Origin of the sequence: Polaromonas sp. AET17H-212, from assembly GCF_002379085.1 — a bacterium.
Lineage (GTDB): Bacteria > Pseudomonadota > Gammaproteobacteria > Burkholderiales > Burkholderiaceae_C > Polaromonas.
The window spans coordinates 37601-56145 of the sequence record NZ_NBZW01000028.1; the positions used below are offsets into that span (position 1 = coordinate 37601).

Sequence of the window (18545 nt, forward strand, 5' to 3'; positions counted from 1 at the left end):
GCAGGGCCCGCCCTGACGGGAGGGCTTCTGCATTTTTATCTGGAGAAGAAAATGCAAGTCCTCAAAAATATGAGCCTGGTCAATCGTGTTCTGGCTGTTCTCTACGTTGCGGCTATTGCTGTGGTCCTCGGTTTCGCGCCAGGGGCAAAAGCACAGTCCGGCAACGTCTACGCCAGCTCGCAAGCGCAGGTGATGTCGCCGACCATGAAGGGTGTGATCCTGCAGGTCAGCATGAAGCTCGTGCAGCCCTCAGGCATCACGCGAACTGGTGGTGCGGCGATTGGTGGTGTCCTTGGCGGCCTGATGGGAAATCAACTCAGCGGGCAGGGCAAGGCATTTGCCAGCGTCCTGGGAACGACTATCGGCGGGTTTGTGGGTGAACGCGCGGCAAACGCCGCGTTTTCATCGCGTGCCCAGGAACTGGTGATCGGGTTGTATAACCCGACCACCGGTGCCCTCAGCAGCACTGTGACTGTGATTCAGCCTGAGCCTTTCGAGGCAATGTCGCCGAACCAGCAGGTGCTCATCTCGAACACCAATGGGGTGTTCCGGGTGATAAAAATCAGCATGGACGCACAGACGGTCAGCTATCGCTGAGTTGTCTACGTCAGGAAAAAGCCCGCACATCTGTGCGGGCTTTTTTTATGTCCGAAGAATTGTCTCCCGATCGGGAGTTAATCCTGAGTTAGGCTTCTTGCGGCGAGATCTTCGGCGTCATAGAGTTCCAAAGTGAGGGGCTTCTTCTGGGCGCGCGCCAACTTGATTACGGCATCTGCTCGTCTTCCCCCCTTCACCTCGAACACCACCAGCTGGTCGCAAGCATGGACCAGCTCCGCAACCATCTCCGCGCTGAAACGGCTGAGCGGCTGGCCCAGGTAGCGCACAGGCATGTAATGCGCCAAAGCCCAGTCATGTAGGCGCCATGCCGCTTTGCCATTGCAGAGAGACAAAAGCGTCCAACTGGGCTTGTTGGCCACCGTTTTGCTGATTTTGCGGCCGACAACGCTGTCAGGGGCCGTATTGGCACCAAAGGACGCGATCGTGGGACCGGCTGCCCACTCCATGAAGCGGTCGACGCAGGCGCCTACAAAGCGATCGGGCAGCTTCATGGCCCTGAGCTGCTCGAGGAGCTTCTCCTTGGCCATCATTTCTAACCCTAGATCAGGCCGGTCAATCGCGAGGAATCCGAGACCGGCAATCAGGACCGAATGACGGACCAGGTTCCAATCACTTCGCCAGTCGGATTGACGCGCCTTGGCAAACTTGCGGGCTTCCTTCACCGAGGGGCAAAAGAGGACGCTATCCCTGAGCTCGGCCTTTGCCGGCATGAACTTGACGCTTTCGTACCAGTGGGCCAGTGACATGTAGTGATGACGCACCCGCTCGGGCTGGCCCGGCGCGGGGACCCACGGACCGAAGAAGGAGGCTTTGAGCAGGTCGTCCGGGGGATTCGTCATCCGCCTATGGTAGGTCGCAGCCTCGGCGTGAGATCCCGCGCAATGGTGCAGTATTGGGCTATTGAGCCTGTGTGGGCGGGATGGCTCGAGTAGGGTGGTCGCGATCAATTGACCCAACAGTTGCAGCAAGCTAATATTCCACCCAATTGGCGATTCTCGCCTTTGCTGGTCCAGTACCAGCCTGACGTTCGCTACATGGTCATCATGTAGCAGGCGCCCAACTTCAGGGCGCCGCATGACCAACTGCCCGGCACCGGGCACCTCTGATAACTCGCCCAGCGCGTGCTTGTCAGCGGCACGGTCACTTCACACCCAAGCAAATCCAGCCAAAACGGCCAATCTCAACTTGAACGCGTCCGCGCGCGCATGTGAGGGGATCTGCCTGGGGAAACCAACAAATCGAGCCACGTGGCTCAAAACTAGGAGTTTTATATGGCTGGAATCCAAAACAGTCGTGACCCCATTCTTGAACGCAAGCGGCGCATCACTATCTCGATCCCGGGGTATGACGCGGCGAAGGAAGCGAAGAAGGTCGCGGATCGGTTCAAGCGGCATCGCGATAGCGAAAAGCAAAAAGTTGAGCATGTCGCCCACCAGGCGAAGGCCGTTCTGGCAGCTCAGGACGCCAAAGATGAACAGCAACTCACCGAGCTGAATTCATGGCTGGTCAAACCAACGGCGGAGTCTCCGAAGGCTTCGGCGAACACTCAGGAAGGGAATGCGCAATGTATCTTCCTCTGAAACGCTGGTTCATTGCTCCGTCGCTGCCGGCGTACACCGTGCAAACGAAACGCTCGTCAAAACGGGCCGAATGGGCAGGAGCTGCATTCGGTGTGATCGGCGCGGTCCTGCTCTGCCTGAACATCGAAATGTCGCCTTACGGTTGGCACTTCCTGCTGTTGTCCAACATCTGCCTGATTGCGTACGCGGTCCAGATCAGGGCACTTGGCCTGTTGATGATGCAAATCGTCTTCTTGGCCACGTCGTTCACTGGCATGGTGAGGTGGATGACGTGATGGCACGCAGCGATCTTCAACGGGCGCAGAAGCCCACAGTACGAACGCATGCGGGAAACTTCGGCCTAGCCGGTGCAATCGGCGGCGGATCAGCTATCGAAGTCACAGCCTTCGCGGGAAAACACTTCGGTGGCTCGCGGGTTGCGATTGAAACGCAGGTCTACGAGCGTCATGTCGGATGGCCCAGCAAGGCGATTCGCACGCACGCTCTGTACCTGGAGGAGGGTGCACGGCTGGACGGGCTCATCTCTGCAGCAACCCGCGCTGGGCGTCATGAGGCGCCGGCGGAGTTCGCGTATTCGACGGTGGACGCAGACGGCGACACCGTCGTTCCGAAGCGTCAGAGCTTCACGCTCATGCGTGTCAACGATGGCGACCGCACCGGCTGGCTGATCACTCAGTAGTCGTTTCGCGATCCGGGGCTTGCCCCATAACTCAAATGCAAACGCATTGGGGCCCCTTCTTCAGGGGCCTTTCTAAATGGCAGCCAGCGATGCGCTGCCATTTGGAAAGGCTGAAAGGCCAACGAAATCGAATGAGAGCCGCAAGGCTTTCACGATGCGCTCCGGCGGCTTTGTCCGCGGGACGTGCCGACAACTATTTCCACCTTGTGGGGACTCGCTTCTCCCACAAGGGGAGAGTCGCGTTCTCGCAATTCCTCAACGAATTGGAGAAAACGATGGGTACTTCCCATATCAAAAATCAGTCAACGGATTCCTCCGTATGGCTGGCAGGTTTCAGCATCGACGACTTCGTGGTCCCGTCCAAAAAGACGGAGATTGCGCAGGTTGCCGAAGTTGTCACCAAAGTCGTGCTCGACATGGCGACATTAGATCTGGACGACGGAGGCTTGCCTCTCGAAGAAACAGAGCAGACGGACAGATCAGCTTTCGCGGAAGTGATTGCTGAATGGGGCGTCAAGGATGATCAAGAGCAGGACTGGGCGGACCGCAAGGTTCCCTGGCCTCAAATTGATCCCGACTCGTTTAAGCCTGCAGCGACCGCGGAGCGCCGCATTGAGGACAACCTCAATGCGATCAAGCTCATGCGGGAGATCCAGGCGACGGGCCGACCAGTCGATGACGCGGACAGGGCTTCCCTGCTCCGTTACTGCGGCTGGGGTGGTTTGGCGAAGGTTTTCGCGCCAGATGGTTCTACGCCTCACGGCTGGGCCCACTACCGCGATGAACTTGAGCAGCTGACGAGTGAGAAAGAATTCACTCAAATGCGTTCGTCGATCACATCGGCGTTCTTTACCGATCCCGCGCTGGTCCGCGCCGCATGGGACATCGTGCGCCACCTGGGCTTCAAGGGTGGCAGGGTAATCGAGCCAAGTGCAGGGCCGGGCCATTTTCTCGCCGGCATGCCGGCAGATCTTGCCAACAAGAGCCAAATCAGTGCAGTCGAGCTGGATCCGATCAGCGCAGCGCTGCTGGAGACAGGTTTTGCCCCCTTGGGCGTGCAGGTTCAGTCCTGTGCACTCGAGAAAGCGAACTTGCCAGTGGCTTTTTGGGACTGTGTGATTGGCAATGTGCCGTTTGGCAACTTCCGGTCCCTCGATACGTCTACCGCTGCCTACGCGGACTGGAGCATCCACAATTGGTTCATAGCGAAAGCTGTTGACCTGGTGCGCCCCGGTGGACTGATCGTTTTGATCACATCACGTCACACGATGGACAGCACCAAAAGTGCACATCGCAAGTGGCTTGCGGCGCATGCCGAATTGCTCGGTGCATACCGGCTGCCGACAATGGCGTTCAAAGGCCAGGCAAACACCGAGGCTGTCACCGATCTCATGGTCTTCAAGCGCCGTGAGATGCCCGACTTCAACGCGGGCGGGTGGATTGAAATGGCAAAGGCAACGGAGACGATGCTCAAGCCAGGCCAGCCAACCAGCTATTACAGCCCGTCGCGCGGAAACTGCACGTACGACCCGCAGATCAACAGCTACTACGTCCGCCATCCGGAGAATGTGGTCGGCCTGTTGGAATGGGAGTCAGGGCAGTTCGGCGACAACCTGAATCCGAAGTTCGATGGAAACATCGAGGCGTTGGAAGCCGCGTTGTCCGAAAGGACTGCAAAGCTGCCGGCTCTGGTCTACCAACCAGATCAACGAAACCAGGAAGGCGTGGCCCCCAGCGGGCTGAATCGCTACAGCTTGGATGCGCACATTTCACCTGGTTCGTTCGTCCTGAAAGACGAAAGGATCTGTGTGTCAGAAGGCGCCGAGCTGCTGGATGTCGATTCGATGTACACCGGGACGGCGCGCAAGCGTCTGATCGGGATGATCGGGTTGAAGTCAAAAGTGGTCGACGTGATCGCGCACCAGGCACGGTCGCAAGACGATGTCCGGCTCGCCGAGCTGCAGAAGGACTTGAACCGTGAATACGACAATTTTGTCAGTGCCTGCGGCTACCTGAGCACGAGCGCCAACAGTCGCTTGATGCGTGCAGACCCCGACTGGCCAGTCATGCTGGCTCTGGAGGTCTGGAATGACGAGGAAGGTAAGGCTGAGAAGGCCGACATTTTCTCGATGCGGACCGTGGGACACAGAGCGGTTCCGGAGAAGGTGGACAACGTCAAGGACGCCATGCTGATCAGTCTTGCTCTATACGGGCAGATCGTTCTCAAGGACCTTTCGCTTCGCACCGGTACGCCGGTGATGCAAGTGGTGAAGGAATTGAGCGAACAGCAACTGGCGTTCCGAGATCCGGTGGCCGCGAAGTGGGTGCCGGCGGATGAGTACCTTTCGGGACACATCCGGGACAAGATGATTGCTGCAGCTGCTGCAGGCCCCGCGTATGCGGGGAACGTACCGGCGCTCGAGGCGGTTTTGCCTCGTGACCTTGGACCGCTGGATGTGGAGGCACGCCTTGGGGCGCCATGGATCCCAGTGGATGTGATTGAACAGTTTGCAACCGAGCTAGTGAATGCCAAGGCGAGCGACATTACCGTCTCGTTTGAAGCGTCTACGGCTTCGTGGAGTCTCAAAACGTCGAACTGGCGTGTTGAGTTTGTTGGCGACAACATCCTGCAGACGGTGAAATGGGGCACTAGCAAGCGATGCGCACTGGTGTTGATTGAGGCAGCGCTGAACCAGCAGCCACCCACCATCACGGTGGAGTGCGACGGAAAGCGTGTGGTTGACCGAATGGCCACACTTAGCGCGCGAGAGAAATGGCAGGCGATCCGGGATCAGTTCCGGGTCTGGATCTACCAGGACGCCGACAGGCGCGACCGGTTGCTACGGATCTACAACGATCTGTTCAATCAGCTGGTCGAACGGAAATATGACGGCTCGCACCTGCTCCTGCAGGGGATGTCGTTGGTGATGGACCCATACGGGCATCAAAGAGATGCCATCTGGCGCATCCTTGTCAGCGGTAATACGTTGCTCGGACACTGTGTTGGCGCTGGCAAGACGATGGTTTTATGTGCTGCCTCGATGGAGATGCGGCGGCTGGGTAAGGCTGTGAAGCCTGTCCATGTCGTTCAAAACTCAACCCTGGAGCAGTACACGGCCGAGTTCGTTCGCTTGTACCCGCAGGCGAAAGTGCTGATGGCAAGTAAAGAAACATTGCATGGGCTGAATCGCAGAACCTGGTGCGCGAGGGTCGCGACAGGGGACTGGGATGCAATCATCATGACTCAGGCAACCTTCGAAAGATTGCCAGTTTCACCAGAGGTTCAGCAGACATTTGTTGAGCAGATGTTGTCGGAAGCACGCGCGTCAGCGCAAATGGCAACCGACTCAGGCGCTAAGCGTTCTCTCAAGGAGATCGAGAAGCGAATGAAGGACCATGAAGCCCGTTTGGAGCGAATGGTTCAGACAAAAGCGGATGTGGACTGCATCTGGTTTGACGAGTTGGGAATCGACGCGATCATGTATGACGAGGCGCACTCGGTAAAAAATTTGGGGAGAATCTCCAAGATGCCTCGCATTGCAGGGTTGCCGAACGTCGCGTCACAACGAGCGTTCGATGCATTCATGAAGACGAGACTGATCATGGCTGCGCGAGGGGGAAAGCAGGAGGGCATTGTCTTCGCGACTGCAACCTTCCTGACCAATTCGATTGCAGAGATGCATACCTACCAGGTATTTCTGCAGCCTGAAACACTCAAGAAATTCGGCTTGTACGAATTTGACTCGTGGAGTGCAAGCTTCGGCGAGAGCGTAACGGGCATTGAGTTGGCACCAGACGGAAGTGGGTATCGAATGAACACTCGGTACTCGCGGTTTCGTTAACCTTCCCGAGCTGATGGCGATCTTCAGAGAGGTCGCTGACATCCGGACAAAACGGATGTTGAATTTGCCGACACCGGTGATTGTCGGGGGCAAGCCGCAGACGATGGTGGCCAAGCCAAGTGCAGAGCTACTTGAAATTGTGGCCGGGCTTGTGAAACGAGCCGATGCGATCCGTAACAGAGCGGTTAAACCCGAAGACGACAACATGCTTGCAGTCACCAATGACGGCCGCAAAGCCGCGTTGGATGTAAGAATGGTGAACCCCATTCTGCCAGCGAACCCACAAGGTAAGTTGGCGATTGCAGCGGACAACATGGTGCGGATCTGGAACGAGGGGCATGCGCTGAAGGTGACTCAGTTGGTCTTTTCCGACCTGGGCACACCGACGGGGTCCAGCTTCAACATCTATGCGGAAGTCAAAAGGCTTCTGGTAGAGAAGGGCGTCCCAGCGGCGGAAGTCGAATTCATACACAGCCATTCGAGCGACAAGGCGAGAGCCAAGTTGTTTGAGCGGGTTCGCGGAGGCGCAGTGCGCTTCTTGTTGGGCTCGACAAAGCTGATGGGTACAGGAACGAACGTGCAGATGCGTTTGAAAGCGATTCATCAATTGGACGGGCCGTGGGTCCCCTCGGATGTTGAGCAGCGTGACGGCCGGGGTGATCGACAGGGCAACCTGAACGAGAGCATTGAGCTGTGGCGGTACGTTACTGAGCGGAGTTTTGACGCGTACTCGTGGCAGCTGCTCAATACCAAGGCCAACTTCATCGAACAGGTGATGACGGCCGGCTCGGGATTGAGGACTATCGAAGACATCTCGATGTCGGCGATGACGTACGCGGAGATCAAGGCGATCGCATCGGGGAACCCCCTGGTGATGGAAAAAGCCGGGATCGACGCTGACGTGCAGAAGTACTCGCTGCTCCGGGGCCAGTGGGAAGAGCAACAGTGGAGGGCCAGCAGCAGTGAGCGAGCTATCAAGTCACGCCTGGCCCGGATCGACAAATTGATTCCGGCGATTGAAGAAGACGCCAAGTTGGCGATGGCTGTCGATGAAAAGACGGTGTTCGCTCCGGCTACCAGCATCGCCCAAAAGGCGGTGGATGCAGCTGGAAACGGGATGACAGGCCTCGCGGCCGCTTTCCGGGCACATTCCAACATGGGCGGCAACATTGCCGGCGGAAGCATTGATATTGGCAAGATCGGGGGATTCGCAGTCGAATACGCCAAGATTGCGTGTCAGGCGGTCATGTATGTGGTCGGACCGAATAGCCTGGAGGAAATTCGGGTAGACAGGCCACACATGAACGACCTCGGCGGGATGGCCAAAGCGGTGATGGAGACGGTTAAACGCTTCACCACTGCCTCGGCCGAATTGAGGGCAGAGTACGGTCGCAAGACCAATGAGCTCGCCTCAGCGAAGCAACTGTTGGCCCAGGAGTTTGAGTATGCGGACCGCCTGGCGGCACTGCTCGAACGGCAGCGTGAGATAAACGCTGAACTGGATCTTGATAAAGACGCCGCGGGAACCCAAACCATGGCGGCCGAGGCAGGTTAAGCCTGTTTCAATAAATTTGCCACAGCGGCAACCCTGAGCCCCCTACTGCAAAGTAGGGGGCTTTTTTTTGGCATTCTTTTTCCGGGATAGCAGTCATTGCAGCTGTTGAGGACCATTCAGCGCCATTCCGCTAAACGCTGACCACCTCGCTGATGTTGACCATCGAATGTCGCCTTTGGAGAAGAGGCAACTGCCGCTAAGGGCTCATTGCGGTCCTTCAAATTGGCAGGCTTCTACCCAGACTTCCGACGCAAAACATCAATTTTCACCGGAGACCCGGTTTATTTGCCGCTGCGTTGCTGGTTTAGGGTAAGCAGGCGGCGCAGGATTAGTTCGTCCGTCCATTGCGGGGTGTAGTCGCTCCAGCCGTAGGCGGCAGCCACGGCTTGGTCCAGCGTTTCGTGCGCCAGGGCCAGCCACGAGGGACGGGCGTTGTACAGGTTGGTGAGGGTTCGCTTCTTCAGGTCGGCCTCATGGCCGGGCCTGGGCACGGGGCGCCGGGGAAAACCGGCGGCTTGTTCTTCGGGGGTGATTTCCCATTCCGTCCACTCGGGCGGGTTCAGGTAATGGTTACGCAGCTTGAAGAGTTCTATCGCTGCGACGGCGATGGCCTTTGCTCTTTCATTGTCTTCGTAATCTGTAGCGGGGATGTTGGGTGTCAGGCCTTCGGGAAACGGGAAAGTTTCAAAGCAAGTTGTGTGCGTGTACCGCGGGTCATTGCCGACGCCCAAGCTCGTGCCTCGCCTTAGAGCCCAAACTTCGTGAATGCGAGATTGAAGCACTCCCATGGTGGTGTCATCATCACGGACGATAACTACAAGCGCATCACCGGGTGTAACGGCAGCTTGTGTCCAGGCGCAGAGATGGTGCTTTGATACTCGCGTGATGGAGATGTAGCGCGATAGTCCGTTGAGTGCGGCGAACATCTCCGGCCGTGGCCAAGCGAATTGCCACCACGGATACTTCTGGAAATTGTTAAAGCGGTCTGTATGCGGGCGATGCAAGCGCACATTCGAGATAGCAGCAAACGGTTTCTCAAACATAGCGGAGGCCTTTTCATCGCGGCCTACGAAATTGACGATAAACCTATCGAGCGGGCGCGACGTGATGTCATCCGCAATCAAATAGGGACGAACAACTGCGGCCATAGGTTCCCCGTTCATCGTGGCCGGCTCGTGCAATATACTTCTGGCTTCGCGTCCTTCCAAATTGAAGCTGGCATCAGGTAGGCCAAGCTTTTCACGAAGCTTTTTTTTCACGGCCGCCGATGGCGTTACTCCCTGAAATGACTTGTTCAGGTTTTCATGCATTTTTGATGCTTTCGTCACATCGATGTCTGCATTCAGGTCTGCATGAATGGCCGGGACTTCAAGCCCATCAAGCATGGGCTTCATGGCGCTTTGTCCGAAGCCTGTCATGGACACACGCACGGCAGCGCCGTTGTCCCACCATTCTTCATCGCTCCATGCAAGAAAAATGCGTGACTTCTCCACGATGCGATTGAGAACCTCGCGGTTCGCTCCGCCGCGTATGGAGTTGGTCGAAACAAAGCCCGCTGCATGCAATTTGCCAGCTTCCATCTGCATTCTTGCTTTTTCGAACCAGAAGCAAACAAGGTCTGCACCATCCAGCTTGTTGTCGTGATAGGCTAAGCGCACCGCGTCCACATAGACATCGCCCAATTCCCCGCGCATTTTCTTGTTGCCGATAAAAGGTGGATTGCCGACGATGACATCCGCCTCAGGCCAAACTGCTTGGCTACCATCAGCATTCACCAACGCATCACGGTTTTCAATGCCGTCCAGTGGCTTCAGAATTGGGTTCAAGCTGTGAGGCCAGCCGTTTTGCCGGGACCACTGGATGTCGCCAATCCAAACCGTGACCCGGGCCAGTTCGGCGGCGAACTCATTGATTTCCAGGCCCAGTATGTTGTGCGGACCGGTCTGCAAACTGACCTCTGCTTGCAGGCCCAGTTCCTGCGCCTCAATTTGAGCGCGCTTTTCCACGTCACGTAGCGCTTTAAGCGCAAGATATAGAAAGTTGCCGCTGCCGCAGGCGGGGTCGAGCACACGAAAGTTGGCCAGGTGCAGCAGAAAGTGTTGATAAAGTTCTTGGCCCTGTTGTAGTGCGTCGTTTGAGCGAAATTTCTTGCCGCGCGTTTTCACCATGCCGAACTTGGGTGCGAACTTCGCGATTTTTTTGCGTGTGGACTCCCATTCGGCCAGCAGCGGCTCGCGCACCAGCGGCTCGACCAGCTTGGCGATGGTGCCGGGGTCGGTGTAGTGCGCGCCCAGCGCCGCGCGCCTGCTGCCGAGGCCACGCTCAAACAGTGTGCCGAAAATGGTAGGGTCAATCGCGCGCCAGTCCATGTCAGAAGAGGCTGCGCGCAGTGTTTCAAGATCGCTGGCAGTCAGCGCGGGGACGGCAACCCGCCGGAATAAGCCGCCGTTGAACCATTCAATGTCATCGTTGCCGTAAGCGCCTTTGGGCTCCTGCATAGCCATGAACAAGGCAGCAATGCGGTTAGCGGCCTTGGCTACGTCACTTTTTGCGCTCGCAAGCAGGCCCGTGAATATTCTTTCGGGCAACAGTCCTTCGTCTTCAGCGAACATGCAGAACAGGCATTGCACGAGGAAGTGCGCTACCTTGTGGCTGTCTTGCCCACGCTGGCGCATGGCCTCGGCCAGTCCGGCAAAACGCTGGGCGGCTTCTTCGGTGACGGCGGCGGTTGATTTTTCAGGCCGCAACTTCAGCGGGTCGGTGAACACCCATTTGAGGATTTGGCGCTTACTGTCATCCACCAGTTCTTCAATGCGTATTTCGCGCGGCTCGTCGGGGTAGCCGGTGAAGGCGGTGTGGATGATGATGCGCTCGCGGTCGCATACCACCAAGAGCGGCGGGCTCTCGAGTTGCAGGGAGTAGTCGGTGAGTTGTTTGAGGGCTTTGTCGAGGTCACGGCCTGGCTTCTTGTTCTCCCACGCAAAAAAACCCCGCTTCCACACATCGGCCCAGCCATCGCCTCCGCTGGACTTCTTGGCACCGCGCTCGAAGCAGTAATCGTTGGGGTCGCGCGGCTTGTCAACGCCAAGCAGCTCACACAAATCATCAAAATGGGCCTGGGCCCCGGCGCGTTCGGTGAGTTTGTTGGACTGCCAGAGGGCGATGAATTGGACAGGGGACATGGAATTTCTATCGCTATGACGAAGTGCAGCCCGTGCTTGGGCCGGCAAAGGTTACCACTGAATCACCCAAGCGTTGACCTGCTCGTGAGAAGGGGAACAGTTGTTGTCCCGCGGACCAAGCAATATTTATCAGCCTTTAGCCACTACACCTGGGTGGTTGACGGCTCGCCGGACGCGCTTCGCAAGTTTCAGCAGTTTCTCGAGCACGAAAATGGCGGTGGGGCCGTTTCGTCAGGGGTTGTGCGAGAGCCCAGCTAGAAGCGGCCAGCTTGATTTTCCCGCACGCCAACCGCGCCGCAATAGAAAATGGCCAGCAAGGCGGGCGCGCTCACCGCATGGCAGCTGCGTCGCTCTCTATGACGACCTGCCGGGCCAGCTGAAGCGCAGCAGCGGTACGTTCAGGGTGGGTCGCAATGTTTTCTTCCCACTCCGCCAGCCATGCGCGAAGCAGATCCATCGATTCGAATGTGGCCAGGACCGCGCGAGGCAGCCGAGGATGGAGTGAACCGATCGTCAGCGAGTAGGAATCAGCGTCCATGGTCACAATCGGGCGGTCGAGGAATTCGAGCCAGTTTGCCAACTTGGCTGCTGCAATCTCCTTCGCGCTTGCGAGATCTTTCGCGGTACCGTACCAGGTACTTCTGTCATGGGCACCTCCGTCGAGACACCGAACGTCGAAAGTTCCGTCGCCGCGCGTGACCGCAAAAGGCTTGAGCCACCATCGCTCAATTTCGCTTTCAGGGCGGTCTTCGTTGGGGGTGAAGTCAAACATCGGCGGCAAAGCGGGGTCCACAGGTAGTTCGCGCGCCGAAGCCGCCGGCACAGGCACATTCCTGCCCTGAGTTACAGCATGCCAGCTTGCAAATCCGAGTTCACGGGCAACCACGTCGAGAGTGGCGTTGTATGAGGCACTTGATGCTTTTGCGCGCCGCTTGGCCTCGCGCTTGATGTTGGCCAGGAGGGTCGCTGTAAGGGGGGTGCTCATCTCGTTCTTCCTTAAGCGCTGTCTGGCAGCCCACTTGCCCCGCGCTGGAGTCGAGGTTGAGTTCGAGGAAGAAAAACGGCTCGCCGGAGCGAGTTCACCATGTGGGCGGTTGGCGCCGTTCAACGCCAGACCGCCATTCTACTGCCGCCCGCTAGGCGCGCCTTCCCCAGAGTGCGCGTCAATGCGCTGACAAGTTGCCTTTGCGATTGATGCCTGTTTGCCGGACGTTGACCGCCCGCAGTGTTTCGCGCGCCTCGAGCAGCAGGTCAACGAGGGCCTTCAGTCGCTCACCCGCTACCTTCGGCTGGTTTTTGTAGACATGCTCGGGCAGCTCACGTCCTGAGCGGGCGCGGTTGAACTCCAACGCGTTTTCCCTGTACAGCTGGCGCGCCAGATTCAGGCGGTGGAGGTCCTGCAGAGCGGCAATCCGGGCAAGAATCGGAGCTAGCGCTTGGAGCACGCGGGAATACTGAATCGGTGTGATCCCCAGCGTTGAGTAGATCTCCTTCAGGTCGGCGTTGCGCCCGATCAGCCGCACCAGCAAAGCTGTTCCCAGAAAGGTATTTAAGTCCCGATCGTGCTGGCTTGGGCTAGCTGCGCCAAGTTCTGCGCGAGCGACCAACAGTGCCTCGGCACGTTCCGCACTTCGTTTGTGTTCCTGAGTTGAGAGGACCCCAATGCTGAGTAGCTCCCCGCGCTGCCGCGGGCTCATGCGGCCGGATGATGCGGCTGTGATTTGGTCGGATGCCCATGTAGCGAGGTGCTTCGGGGTGTTTGTATCGATCACACCGCGAAAAGCCGGGCACGTGGCCGTGGCCAACTTGAATGCCTTGGCAGTCGCCCACCAGCTGTCCTGGCTTGAAGGAACGGGCGCCTCACCTGGGCGAAGCCAGGATCCAAAGCTGAAACCCGGGAGTTTGCTCGCGATGGCCCGCATCCTCCCCGAGGTCCCCCGGGCAATGAAGCACTCCAGCAGGCGTCGCTGCCACTCCAGGAGCTCGGGCGCCGCGTCGACCTGGGGGTTGAAGCTTCCGGTTGTGGAATGCAGTTTCAGCATCTCACTGACCATCGCATCGTCGTCGAGCATCGTGCCGCGGCCGGTGTTGGGTGCGCGGTACAAGGCAAGGTCGATGTTGTAGTGTTCGAGCAGGCTGCGCGAGATGTCGCTCAGCCGACCCTTTTTGAAGCTGTTGACCTGGTAGCAGAACCAGTTGCGCAGTGACCGCAGTTCCGTGGTGTCCGGCGGTAGCGTTACGCCGTTTTCCGCGACCCAGGCGGCCGCCCAGTGCCAGGCGTTCTCATATTCGGCGGGAACTCCCCGCGACGTGGTCGTGAGGATCTTCTTGATGCGGTTGATGGTTCCGGGGTCGTCGCTGAAGCGATCCACGACCTCCGCGCGCGCGAGTGCCGGCGTCTCCGCCTGGCGGTCATGGAATTTTTGCGCACCACTGAGGGTGTCGAGGGAAACAGCGTTGGGGGTGGACGCGAGTGAAGTGCGTTGAGTGGACATGGCGAGACTCTCCAAATTTAGTGTGAATCGAACAAATGCGATTCCCCAAGTGCTTTGCGGCGAACAATGCGGCGGCCGTAGCGCATCACGCGGAGTGATGGGCAAAGCACTTAGGGAATCGTCGGCGGCTTGCCGAGGCGTTGAATTGAAGGGGAGGGGGGTCGTTGACGGGGCTACGTTGAGCACGTCACGCCGGCGGCCGACCGTGGTCGCCCTGGGGCTGAATGTTGGAAAGAAGTCGCCTTGAGCGCATCGAGGGCCAGAAAAATCAGGCGCGAAAGCTTCAAGGGGGCCACGATTCGCCGGGGGCGGTCATGACCTGTGGTTGCAGGCGGACACTTGATCCGCAAACGCTCCATGGCCGAGGCTTGGGAGTGAGTTAGCGGATTCTACTGTGGGTTCGTAGCAAATGCACGCAATGGCGACCAAGGCGGCTTTTATCTCTCCCGTGAGTAGAAAGACGACTGTTTCGGAACGAGACCAGATAAAGCTGGTCGTCATTCACTTCGGTGGGACTATCCAGTAGGGAAGCGTGCTATCGGGCTTGCGCCTGGCTTTTACACGCTTTGTTGACAACGCGCTGCCATGCATGGTTGTTGGCAGCGATCCTTGCGGATCAGTACGACAGTTATATTCAAGCTCGAACTCTCCCTTGGACATGCGAAAGCATGCACCACTCGCTTCTTCCCGAAACCTATGGAACCGATGTTCGCCGGTTGTCTTGGAGGTGAGACGGGCCAGGTCGGGGGCTAGCCTGCCCTCGTCAATCTCACGGATCTCTTCGATGAGGGCGTTCATGGTTTTGTACATGCCCTGCTGCAAGAGACGTTCGACTTCGCCTCGTTCGTCGTTTTCTTCGATTCGCAGTCGAAGCCTTCGCGCCTCTCGCTCGAATTCCTTCTGATTGCTATTGATTGCGTAGGCGGCGCCCCAGGAAAATCCATCAAACATACTGAAAACCCTATTTAAGGCCGCGAAGCGCCTTGAATTCCTGCTTTTCTTCATCCGTGATTAGAAGCGTCATGCCTCGGGGCACGCGAATGTGCTCGGCAGCTTTTGCGACAATCCTGGCGAAAATTTCGACGTACTCATCGTTGCGAAGTTCACTGTTCTTCGGATCGCTCAACCGCACAGGTTTCCTTCCTCGTCGTTCGTCCAGAACCTCCTTCATGAGTTCCCCCAGTGCTTCCTTGGCCGAACGTCTGTGGGTGAGTTTCTTGATTGCCTTGAAATCCAGCATCTGCAGTTCAGTCAGGGCGTCGTCGTGACTGGCGCTTTCTTGTTTGGCCCGAACGTAGAGTGCGCCCGCGACCGCGCCTTTGGTTCCAAGAGACATTAGTGGCTCCCTTTCGCACAGCGGTTGATAGTTGAAGAAGTTGCGTTCATTAGTTCGATGGTACTGCTGCAACTCCCTCTGTCAAATCGCAATGGTCACCGCCGGGCCGGCAGCAAAGGCAGGCACTGAACCAGACAGCGCGAGCCTGGCCAACTGCCTGCCGGCACTTTTCCCGGCGAGGAGTCGTGAGCCCTGCGCAGCCCGCCCGGTTGTGGACTCTATTCAATACGAATGGAGCAAAACACCCCCAAAACTGCCATTTGTTGTGGACTTTCTAGCCCCTAGAAAACCCAACACTCCGCTGCAAATACTTAGCAGGTCATATTGAATATACACAATGGAAATTGAACAATTCCGGGTGCATCCCCCCCTTTGGTCGACCTCTTTTCCCCCTTCCTTCCCCCTGAAACATAGGCCGCGCCGCCGAGGCCGGGGCCACACGGATTCGGAGCAACAAGTCACCAAAAAGGGGGGGGGAAGAGGGGCTTGACAGGGTTTTGTCGTGGTGTAGATTGAAGATATGAATTTCCAAAAACCCTTCTCTCCACGTAATAGTGTTCACAACCTGACCTTAGGGGATGCCCCTAACAGCCTGGTCGATTTCATGCGCATGATGCTTTCAAGCCAAAACGACCCCGTTGGGCCGGCCGAAACGCGCAAAACTCGCGGCACACTTAGCCAGCCCACCAAATGGATTCTTGATCGGAGCCTCTATCCTGTACCGACCATGCCAGCGCCCGCATTGAACGCCGCGCCGATTGAATTCGTCATCCAGCGAGACGAGATCGAAGCCGGCGCCGTTGGCGCCTTCGTTGACCGCCTGATGCGCCTGTCCGACACGCAGGACAAGTGTCTCGGCGCCATGCAGCGCCTCGACCTCGTCTTCGCAGGCTTTGCAGGTGACTCGCGTGAGGTCCACCAGATTCCGGAAGTCTTCACGTTCATGCGTGCCGCTCACACCTTCTGGCCCTACTGGCTGCACTTCCTGCGCCCGACGCCTGATCAACTGGCCGTGCTGATCTTGCTTCTTTGCGATTCGAACCTCGTTCAAGGCGACAAATTGCGCGTCCAAGGCCGCGTGGCCGACGCGCAGCAAGTCTGGGACTGCCTTGGCGAGTTGGCCAAGGCCGCCATGACGCTGCATGCCGGCATGCGCTTGTCGGACAAGCACGTCCGGCCCATGATTCAGCGCATCGCCGATGGCATTGGCCAGATCGTGATGTGACGCGTGCCCCGATCCCTTCGCTCCCCATTCCAACAAAAGACAGGCCCCTGCACATGACATTCAAGTTTCACTCGCCCTCCAGCGTTCCAAACGGGCAATGGATCTGGGTATTTGCCTCCGATGAAGGCGGCAGTCACGCCAAGGGCGCCGCGCGCGTGGCCCGGGTGAACTTCCGCGCCGCCTACGGGGCCTCCAAGGGTTTGACTGGAAGCGCCTACGCCATTCCAACCACCGACAGGCACAAATCCGCGCTGCCGCTGGCCAGCATCGAATCCTCTGTCACCGAGTTCCTGCAGTTCGCCGCCGCCAACCCTGAGAAAAACTTCTTTGTGACTGCCGTGGGTACTGAACTTCCCGGTGTGACCGACGACGTGATGGGCCCGCTTTTTGCCGCGGCGTCTGAGAATTGCTCCCTGCCGGAGAAGTGGCGCACCTACGTGAGCCAGGCGCGGGCAGCCTCCCGCACGAGCCCCACCGGTGCCCCGCCCACCTCCGCTCCCGACCGGAACGTGGAACGGTGCCCGTTTTGTGGGCACTTCACATATTCCGACTTGATCATGGCACCCGAACTTCACTGCACCCACGTGGTGCTTCACCCCAAATGACCACCACCGCCCAGCCCCTGCCGGCCGTGGACGTATCTGCAGGTGACGACCCATACAAAATCTGGACGGATAGCATGGGGGAGGAGCTGAACGCCACCTCCATCAAGGCCTACCGCACCTTGTGGGACGCGTGGTGCTGGTGGCTCGGCGAAAACCGGCAAACCTGGCACACCGCAACAGCAGCAACCATCCATCGGTTCCTGGAAGGCCCCGCGCCGGAGCGCGCCGGCCGCCGCAAGGCACTCAGCGCCACACACATGTCCTCCTACACCCGCCAACGGTACTGGCGGATCCTGCGGGGCGTCTACCACTCCGCTGTGGCATCGGGAAAGCTCTCCAACAACCCCACCCTTGACGTTCCGGAAGAGCAAAGGCCGTCCATTTCCGAGGACGACCGAAAATCTCAGGTCCTTGAGCCGGCCGTCTTCCAGCGCTTGCGCAAGGCAAAAACGCTGGTCACGATTATCAAGGTCAAAAACGAGAACGACTGGTGGCATGTCCGGGACCGGGCCATGCTCGCTGTCCTGGTGGATACCGGAATAACTACTTCGGAGGTGATTGCGCTTCGAGGGGTGGATCTGCGGCGCACCGACAACAAGCCGCTCTCGCTACAACAGATCGAGCATCCTGAATCGAATCCCGAACCTCTGCTCATCGAAGTCATGTTGTCGGACCAGCTCGTGGGAAGGCAGCTTGAAATCTCGCCACCCATGGCTGAGCTCGTCCTCATGTGGGTCTGCGCACGGGCAGCGCTCTTCGCCAAGCGTTCAGGCAGGCCACCGGGCGGCGACGCTGGCCAGCATCAGCCTGACTGGCTGGAACCCCTCTTTGTTGCGCGGCGGACCAGCGTGCCTAAACCAGGCGCTGCCCCTCAGGCCCTTCCTCCGATGGACCCTACTTCCGTCTACTACGCGGTCAGCCAGGCCCTCAAGCGGCTACGCAAGTCAGCCGGGAGCGCGCAGCCCGCCGCTGGCGGGCCACACGTGGCCCAGGGCCCCGCGGTGATCCGAAATTCCGTGATCCGGCTCTGGCTGGACACACTCGAAGTATCGGAGGTGGTCGCGAGGGCAGGGCTGAAACGGATGGAGTCCCTGCGTCTGAAGGCTGAATAATCGGGGAAACGCTGGAGACGCCCATGAAAGTCCCACAGATCGACGAATTCGCCGCGTTACGCATCCCTCCTCACTCAGTGGAGGGTGAATCCAGCGTACTGGGCGGCCTGCTGCTGGACAACGGCGCCTGGGACCGGGTCGGCGACCTGCTGGTCGATGAGGATTTCTACCGCTACGAACACAAGCTGATCTACGCGGCCGTCGGTGCCCTGATCAACGCGACCAAGCCGGCCGACGTGATCACGGTTTACGAACACCTGCAGAACCTGGGCAAGGCCGAGGATATCGGCGGTCTGAGTTACCTGAACTCGCTGGC

General features: G+C 58.4%; 16 protein-coding genes. 10 read left to right on the forward strand and 6 right to left on the reverse strand.

What is annotated here, in order from left to right:
* Nucleotides 1-51: 51 nt before the first annotated feature.
* Nucleotides 52-597 carry a hypothetical protein gene (locus B7G53_RS18300; protein WP_096670368.1) on the forward strand — a complete coding sequence of 182 codons (546 nt, stop codon included), beginning with the start codon at nt 52-54 and terminating at the stop codon, nt 595-597.
* Between the two features lie 77 nt (nt 598-674).
* On the opposite strand, the gene B7G53_RS18305 is transcribed toward B7G53_RS18300, so the two are convergent.
* Nucleotides 675-1457 carry a hypothetical protein gene (locus B7G53_RS18305; RefSeq protein ID WP_096670395.1) on the reverse strand — a complete coding sequence of 261 codons (783 nt, stop codon included), beginning with the start codon at nt 1455-1457 and terminating at the stop codon, nt 675-677.
* A 432-nt stretch (nt 1458-1889) separates the two neighbouring features.
* On the opposite strand from B7G53_RS18305, the gene B7G53_RS18310 reads away from it, so the two are divergent.
* From B7G53_RS18310 to B7G53_RS18330, 5 genes are all read left to right on the forward strand, one after another.
* Nucleotides 1890-2198 carry a hypothetical protein gene (locus B7G53_RS18310; RefSeq protein WP_096670370.1) on the forward strand — a complete coding sequence of 103 codons (309 nt, stop codon included), beginning with the start codon at nt 1890-1892 and terminating at the stop codon, nt 2196-2198.
* Nucleotides 2183-2473 carry a nicotinamide mononucleotide transporter gene (locus tag B7G53_RS22600; RefSeq protein WP_176491406.1) on the forward strand — a complete coding sequence of 97 codons (291 nt, stop codon included), beginning with the start codon at nt 2183-2185 and terminating at the stop codon, nt 2471-2473. Before B7G53_RS18310 ends, B7G53_RS22600 begins: the two co-directional genes overlap by 16 nt.
* On the forward strand, nt 2473-2877 hold the full coding sequence (locus B7G53_RS18320; RefSeq protein ID WP_096670374.1) for a hypothetical protein: 405 nt from the start codon (nt 2473-2475) through the stop codon (nt 2875-2877). The genes B7G53_RS22600 and B7G53_RS18320 overlap by 1 nt, the downstream gene beginning before the upstream one ends.
* 275 nt (nt 2878-3152) lie before the next feature.
* The gene (locus B7G53_RS18325; RefSeq protein ID WP_141396387.1) at nt 3153-6719 is read left to right on the forward strand and encodes a hypothetical protein; all 3567 of its coding nucleotides are present in this window, start codon (nt 3153-3155) and stop codon (nt 6717-6719) included.
* A gap of 13 nt (nt 6720-6732) precedes the next feature.
* A complete protein-coding gene (locus B7G53_RS18330; RefSeq protein ID WP_096670377.1) occupies nt 6733-8274 on the forward strand; it encodes a helicase-related protein in 1542 nt (513 codons plus the stop codon).
* Nucleotides 8275-8555: 281 nt separating this feature from the next.
* Here B7G53_RS18330 and B7G53_RS18335 read toward each other — a convergent pair whose 3' ends face one another.
* From B7G53_RS18335 to B7G53_RS18355, 5 genes are all read right to left on the reverse strand, one after another.
* Nucleotides 8556-11456, reverse strand: coding sequence for a class I SAM-dependent DNA methyltransferase (locus B7G53_RS18335; protein WP_096670379.1), 2901 nt, complete (start codon nt 11454-11456; stop codon nt 8556-8558).
* Between the two features lie 328 nt (nt 11457-11784).
* Nucleotides 11785-12441 carry a hypothetical protein gene (locus B7G53_RS18340; protein WP_096670381.1) on the reverse strand — a complete coding sequence of 219 codons (657 nt, stop codon included), beginning with the start codon at nt 12439-12441 and terminating at the stop codon, nt 11785-11787.
* Nucleotides 12442-12619: 178 nt separating this feature from the next.
* Nucleotides 12620-13951, reverse strand: coding sequence for a hypothetical protein (locus tag B7G53_RS18345; RefSeq protein WP_096670383.1), 1332 nt, complete (start codon nt 13949-13951; stop codon nt 12620-12622).
* A gap of 501 nt (nt 13952-14452) precedes the next feature.
* Nucleotides 14453-14902 (reverse strand): hypothetical protein, encoded by a 450-nt coding sequence (locus B7G53_RS18350; RefSeq protein ID WP_096670385.1) that lies wholly within the window; start codon nt 14900-14902, stop codon nt 14453-14455.
* Between the two features lie 10 nt (nt 14903-14912).
* Nucleotides 14913-15287, reverse strand: coding sequence for a hypothetical protein (locus tag B7G53_RS18355; protein WP_096670387.1), 375 nt, complete (start codon nt 15285-15287; stop codon nt 14913-14915).
* Between the two features lie 520 nt (nt 15288-15807).
* On the opposite strand from B7G53_RS18355, the gene B7G53_RS18360 reads away from it, so the two are divergent.
* The 4 genes from B7G53_RS18360 to B7G53_RS18375 form a co-directional block, all read left to right on the forward strand.
* On the forward strand, nt 15808-16512 hold the full coding sequence (locus B7G53_RS18360; RefSeq protein ID WP_141396388.1) for a hypothetical protein: 705 nt from the start codon (nt 15808-15810) through the stop codon (nt 16510-16512).
* 53 nt (nt 16513-16565) lie between these two features.
* A complete protein-coding gene (locus B7G53_RS18365; protein ID WP_176491407.1) occupies nt 16566-17117 on the forward strand; it encodes an A1S_2505 family phage non-structural protein in 552 nt (183 codons plus the stop codon).
* Nucleotides 17114-18229 carry a hypothetical protein gene (locus B7G53_RS18370; RefSeq protein ID WP_096670391.1) on the forward strand — a complete coding sequence of 372 codons (1116 nt, stop codon included), beginning with the start codon at nt 17114-17116 and terminating at the stop codon, nt 18227-18229. The genes B7G53_RS18365 and B7G53_RS18370 overlap by 4 nt, the downstream gene beginning before the upstream one ends.
* Before the next feature lie 23 nt (nt 18230-18252).
* The coding region (locus tag B7G53_RS18375; RefSeq protein ID WP_303621660.1) for a DnaB-like helicase N-terminal domain-containing protein at nt 18253-18545 on the forward strand (293 nt) is incomplete at its 3' end.

What these genes read in the sequence shown, in the direction of transcription:
- B7G53_RS18320 (WP_096670374.1), top strand. Translation starts at nt 2,473, where the DNA reads ATGGCACGCAGCGATCTTCAACGGGCGCAGAAGCCCACAGTACGAACG.
- B7G53_RS18305 (WP_096670395.1), bottom strand. Translation starts at nt 1,457, where the DNA reads ATGACGAATCCCCCGGACGACCTGCTCAAAGCCTCCTTCTTCGGTCCG.
- B7G53_RS18365 (WP_176491407.1), top strand. Translation starts at nt 16,566, where the DNA reads ATGACATTCAAGTTTCACTCGCCCTCCAGCGTTCCAAACGGGCAATGG.
- B7G53_RS18330 (WP_096670377.1), top strand. Translation starts at nt 6,733, where the DNA reads ATGGCGATCTTCAGAGAGGTCGCTGACATCCGGACAAAACGGATGTTG.
- B7G53_RS18325 (WP_141396387.1), top strand. Translation starts at nt 3,153, where the DNA reads ATGGGTACTTCCCATATCAAAAATCAGTCAACGGATTCCTCCGTATGG.
- B7G53_RS18300 (WP_096670368.1), top strand. Translation starts at nt 52, where the DNA reads ATGCAAGTCCTCAAAAATATGAGCCTGGTCAATCGTGTTCTGGCTGTT.
- B7G53_RS18350 (WP_096670385.1), bottom strand. Translation starts at nt 14,902, where the DNA reads ATGTTTGATGGATTTTCCTGGGGCGCCGCCTACGCAATCAATAGCAAT.
- B7G53_RS18335 (WP_096670379.1), bottom strand. Translation starts at nt 11,456, where the DNA reads ATGTCCCCTGTCCAATTCATCGCCCTCTGGCAGTCCAACAAACTCACC.
- B7G53_RS22600 (WP_176491406.1), top strand. Translation starts at nt 2,183, where the DNA reads ATGTATCTTCCTCTGAAACGCTGGTTCATTGCTCCGTCGCTGCCGGCG.
- B7G53_RS18345 (WP_096670383.1), bottom strand. Translation starts at nt 13,951, where the DNA reads ATGTCCACTCAACGCACTTCACTCGCGTCCACCCCCAACGCTGTTTCC.
- B7G53_RS18340 (WP_096670381.1), bottom strand. Translation starts at nt 12,441, where the DNA reads ATGAGCACCCCCCTTACAGCGACCCTCCTGGCCAACATCAAGCGCGAG.
- B7G53_RS18310 (WP_096670370.1), top strand. Translation starts at nt 1,890, where the DNA reads ATGGCTGGAATCCAAAACAGTCGTGACCCCATTCTTGAACGCAAGCGG.
- B7G53_RS18370 (WP_096670391.1), top strand. Translation starts at nt 17,114, where the DNA reads ATGACCACCACCGCCCAGCCCCTGCCGGCCGTGGACGTATCTGCAGGT.
- B7G53_RS18360 (WP_141396388.1), top strand. Translation starts at nt 15,808, where the DNA reads ATGAATTTCCAAAAACCCTTCTCTCCACGTAATAGTGTTCACAACCTG.
- B7G53_RS18355 (WP_096670387.1), bottom strand. Translation starts at nt 15,287, where the DNA reads ATGTCTCTTGGAACCAAAGGCGCGGTCGCGGGCGCACTCTACGTTCGG.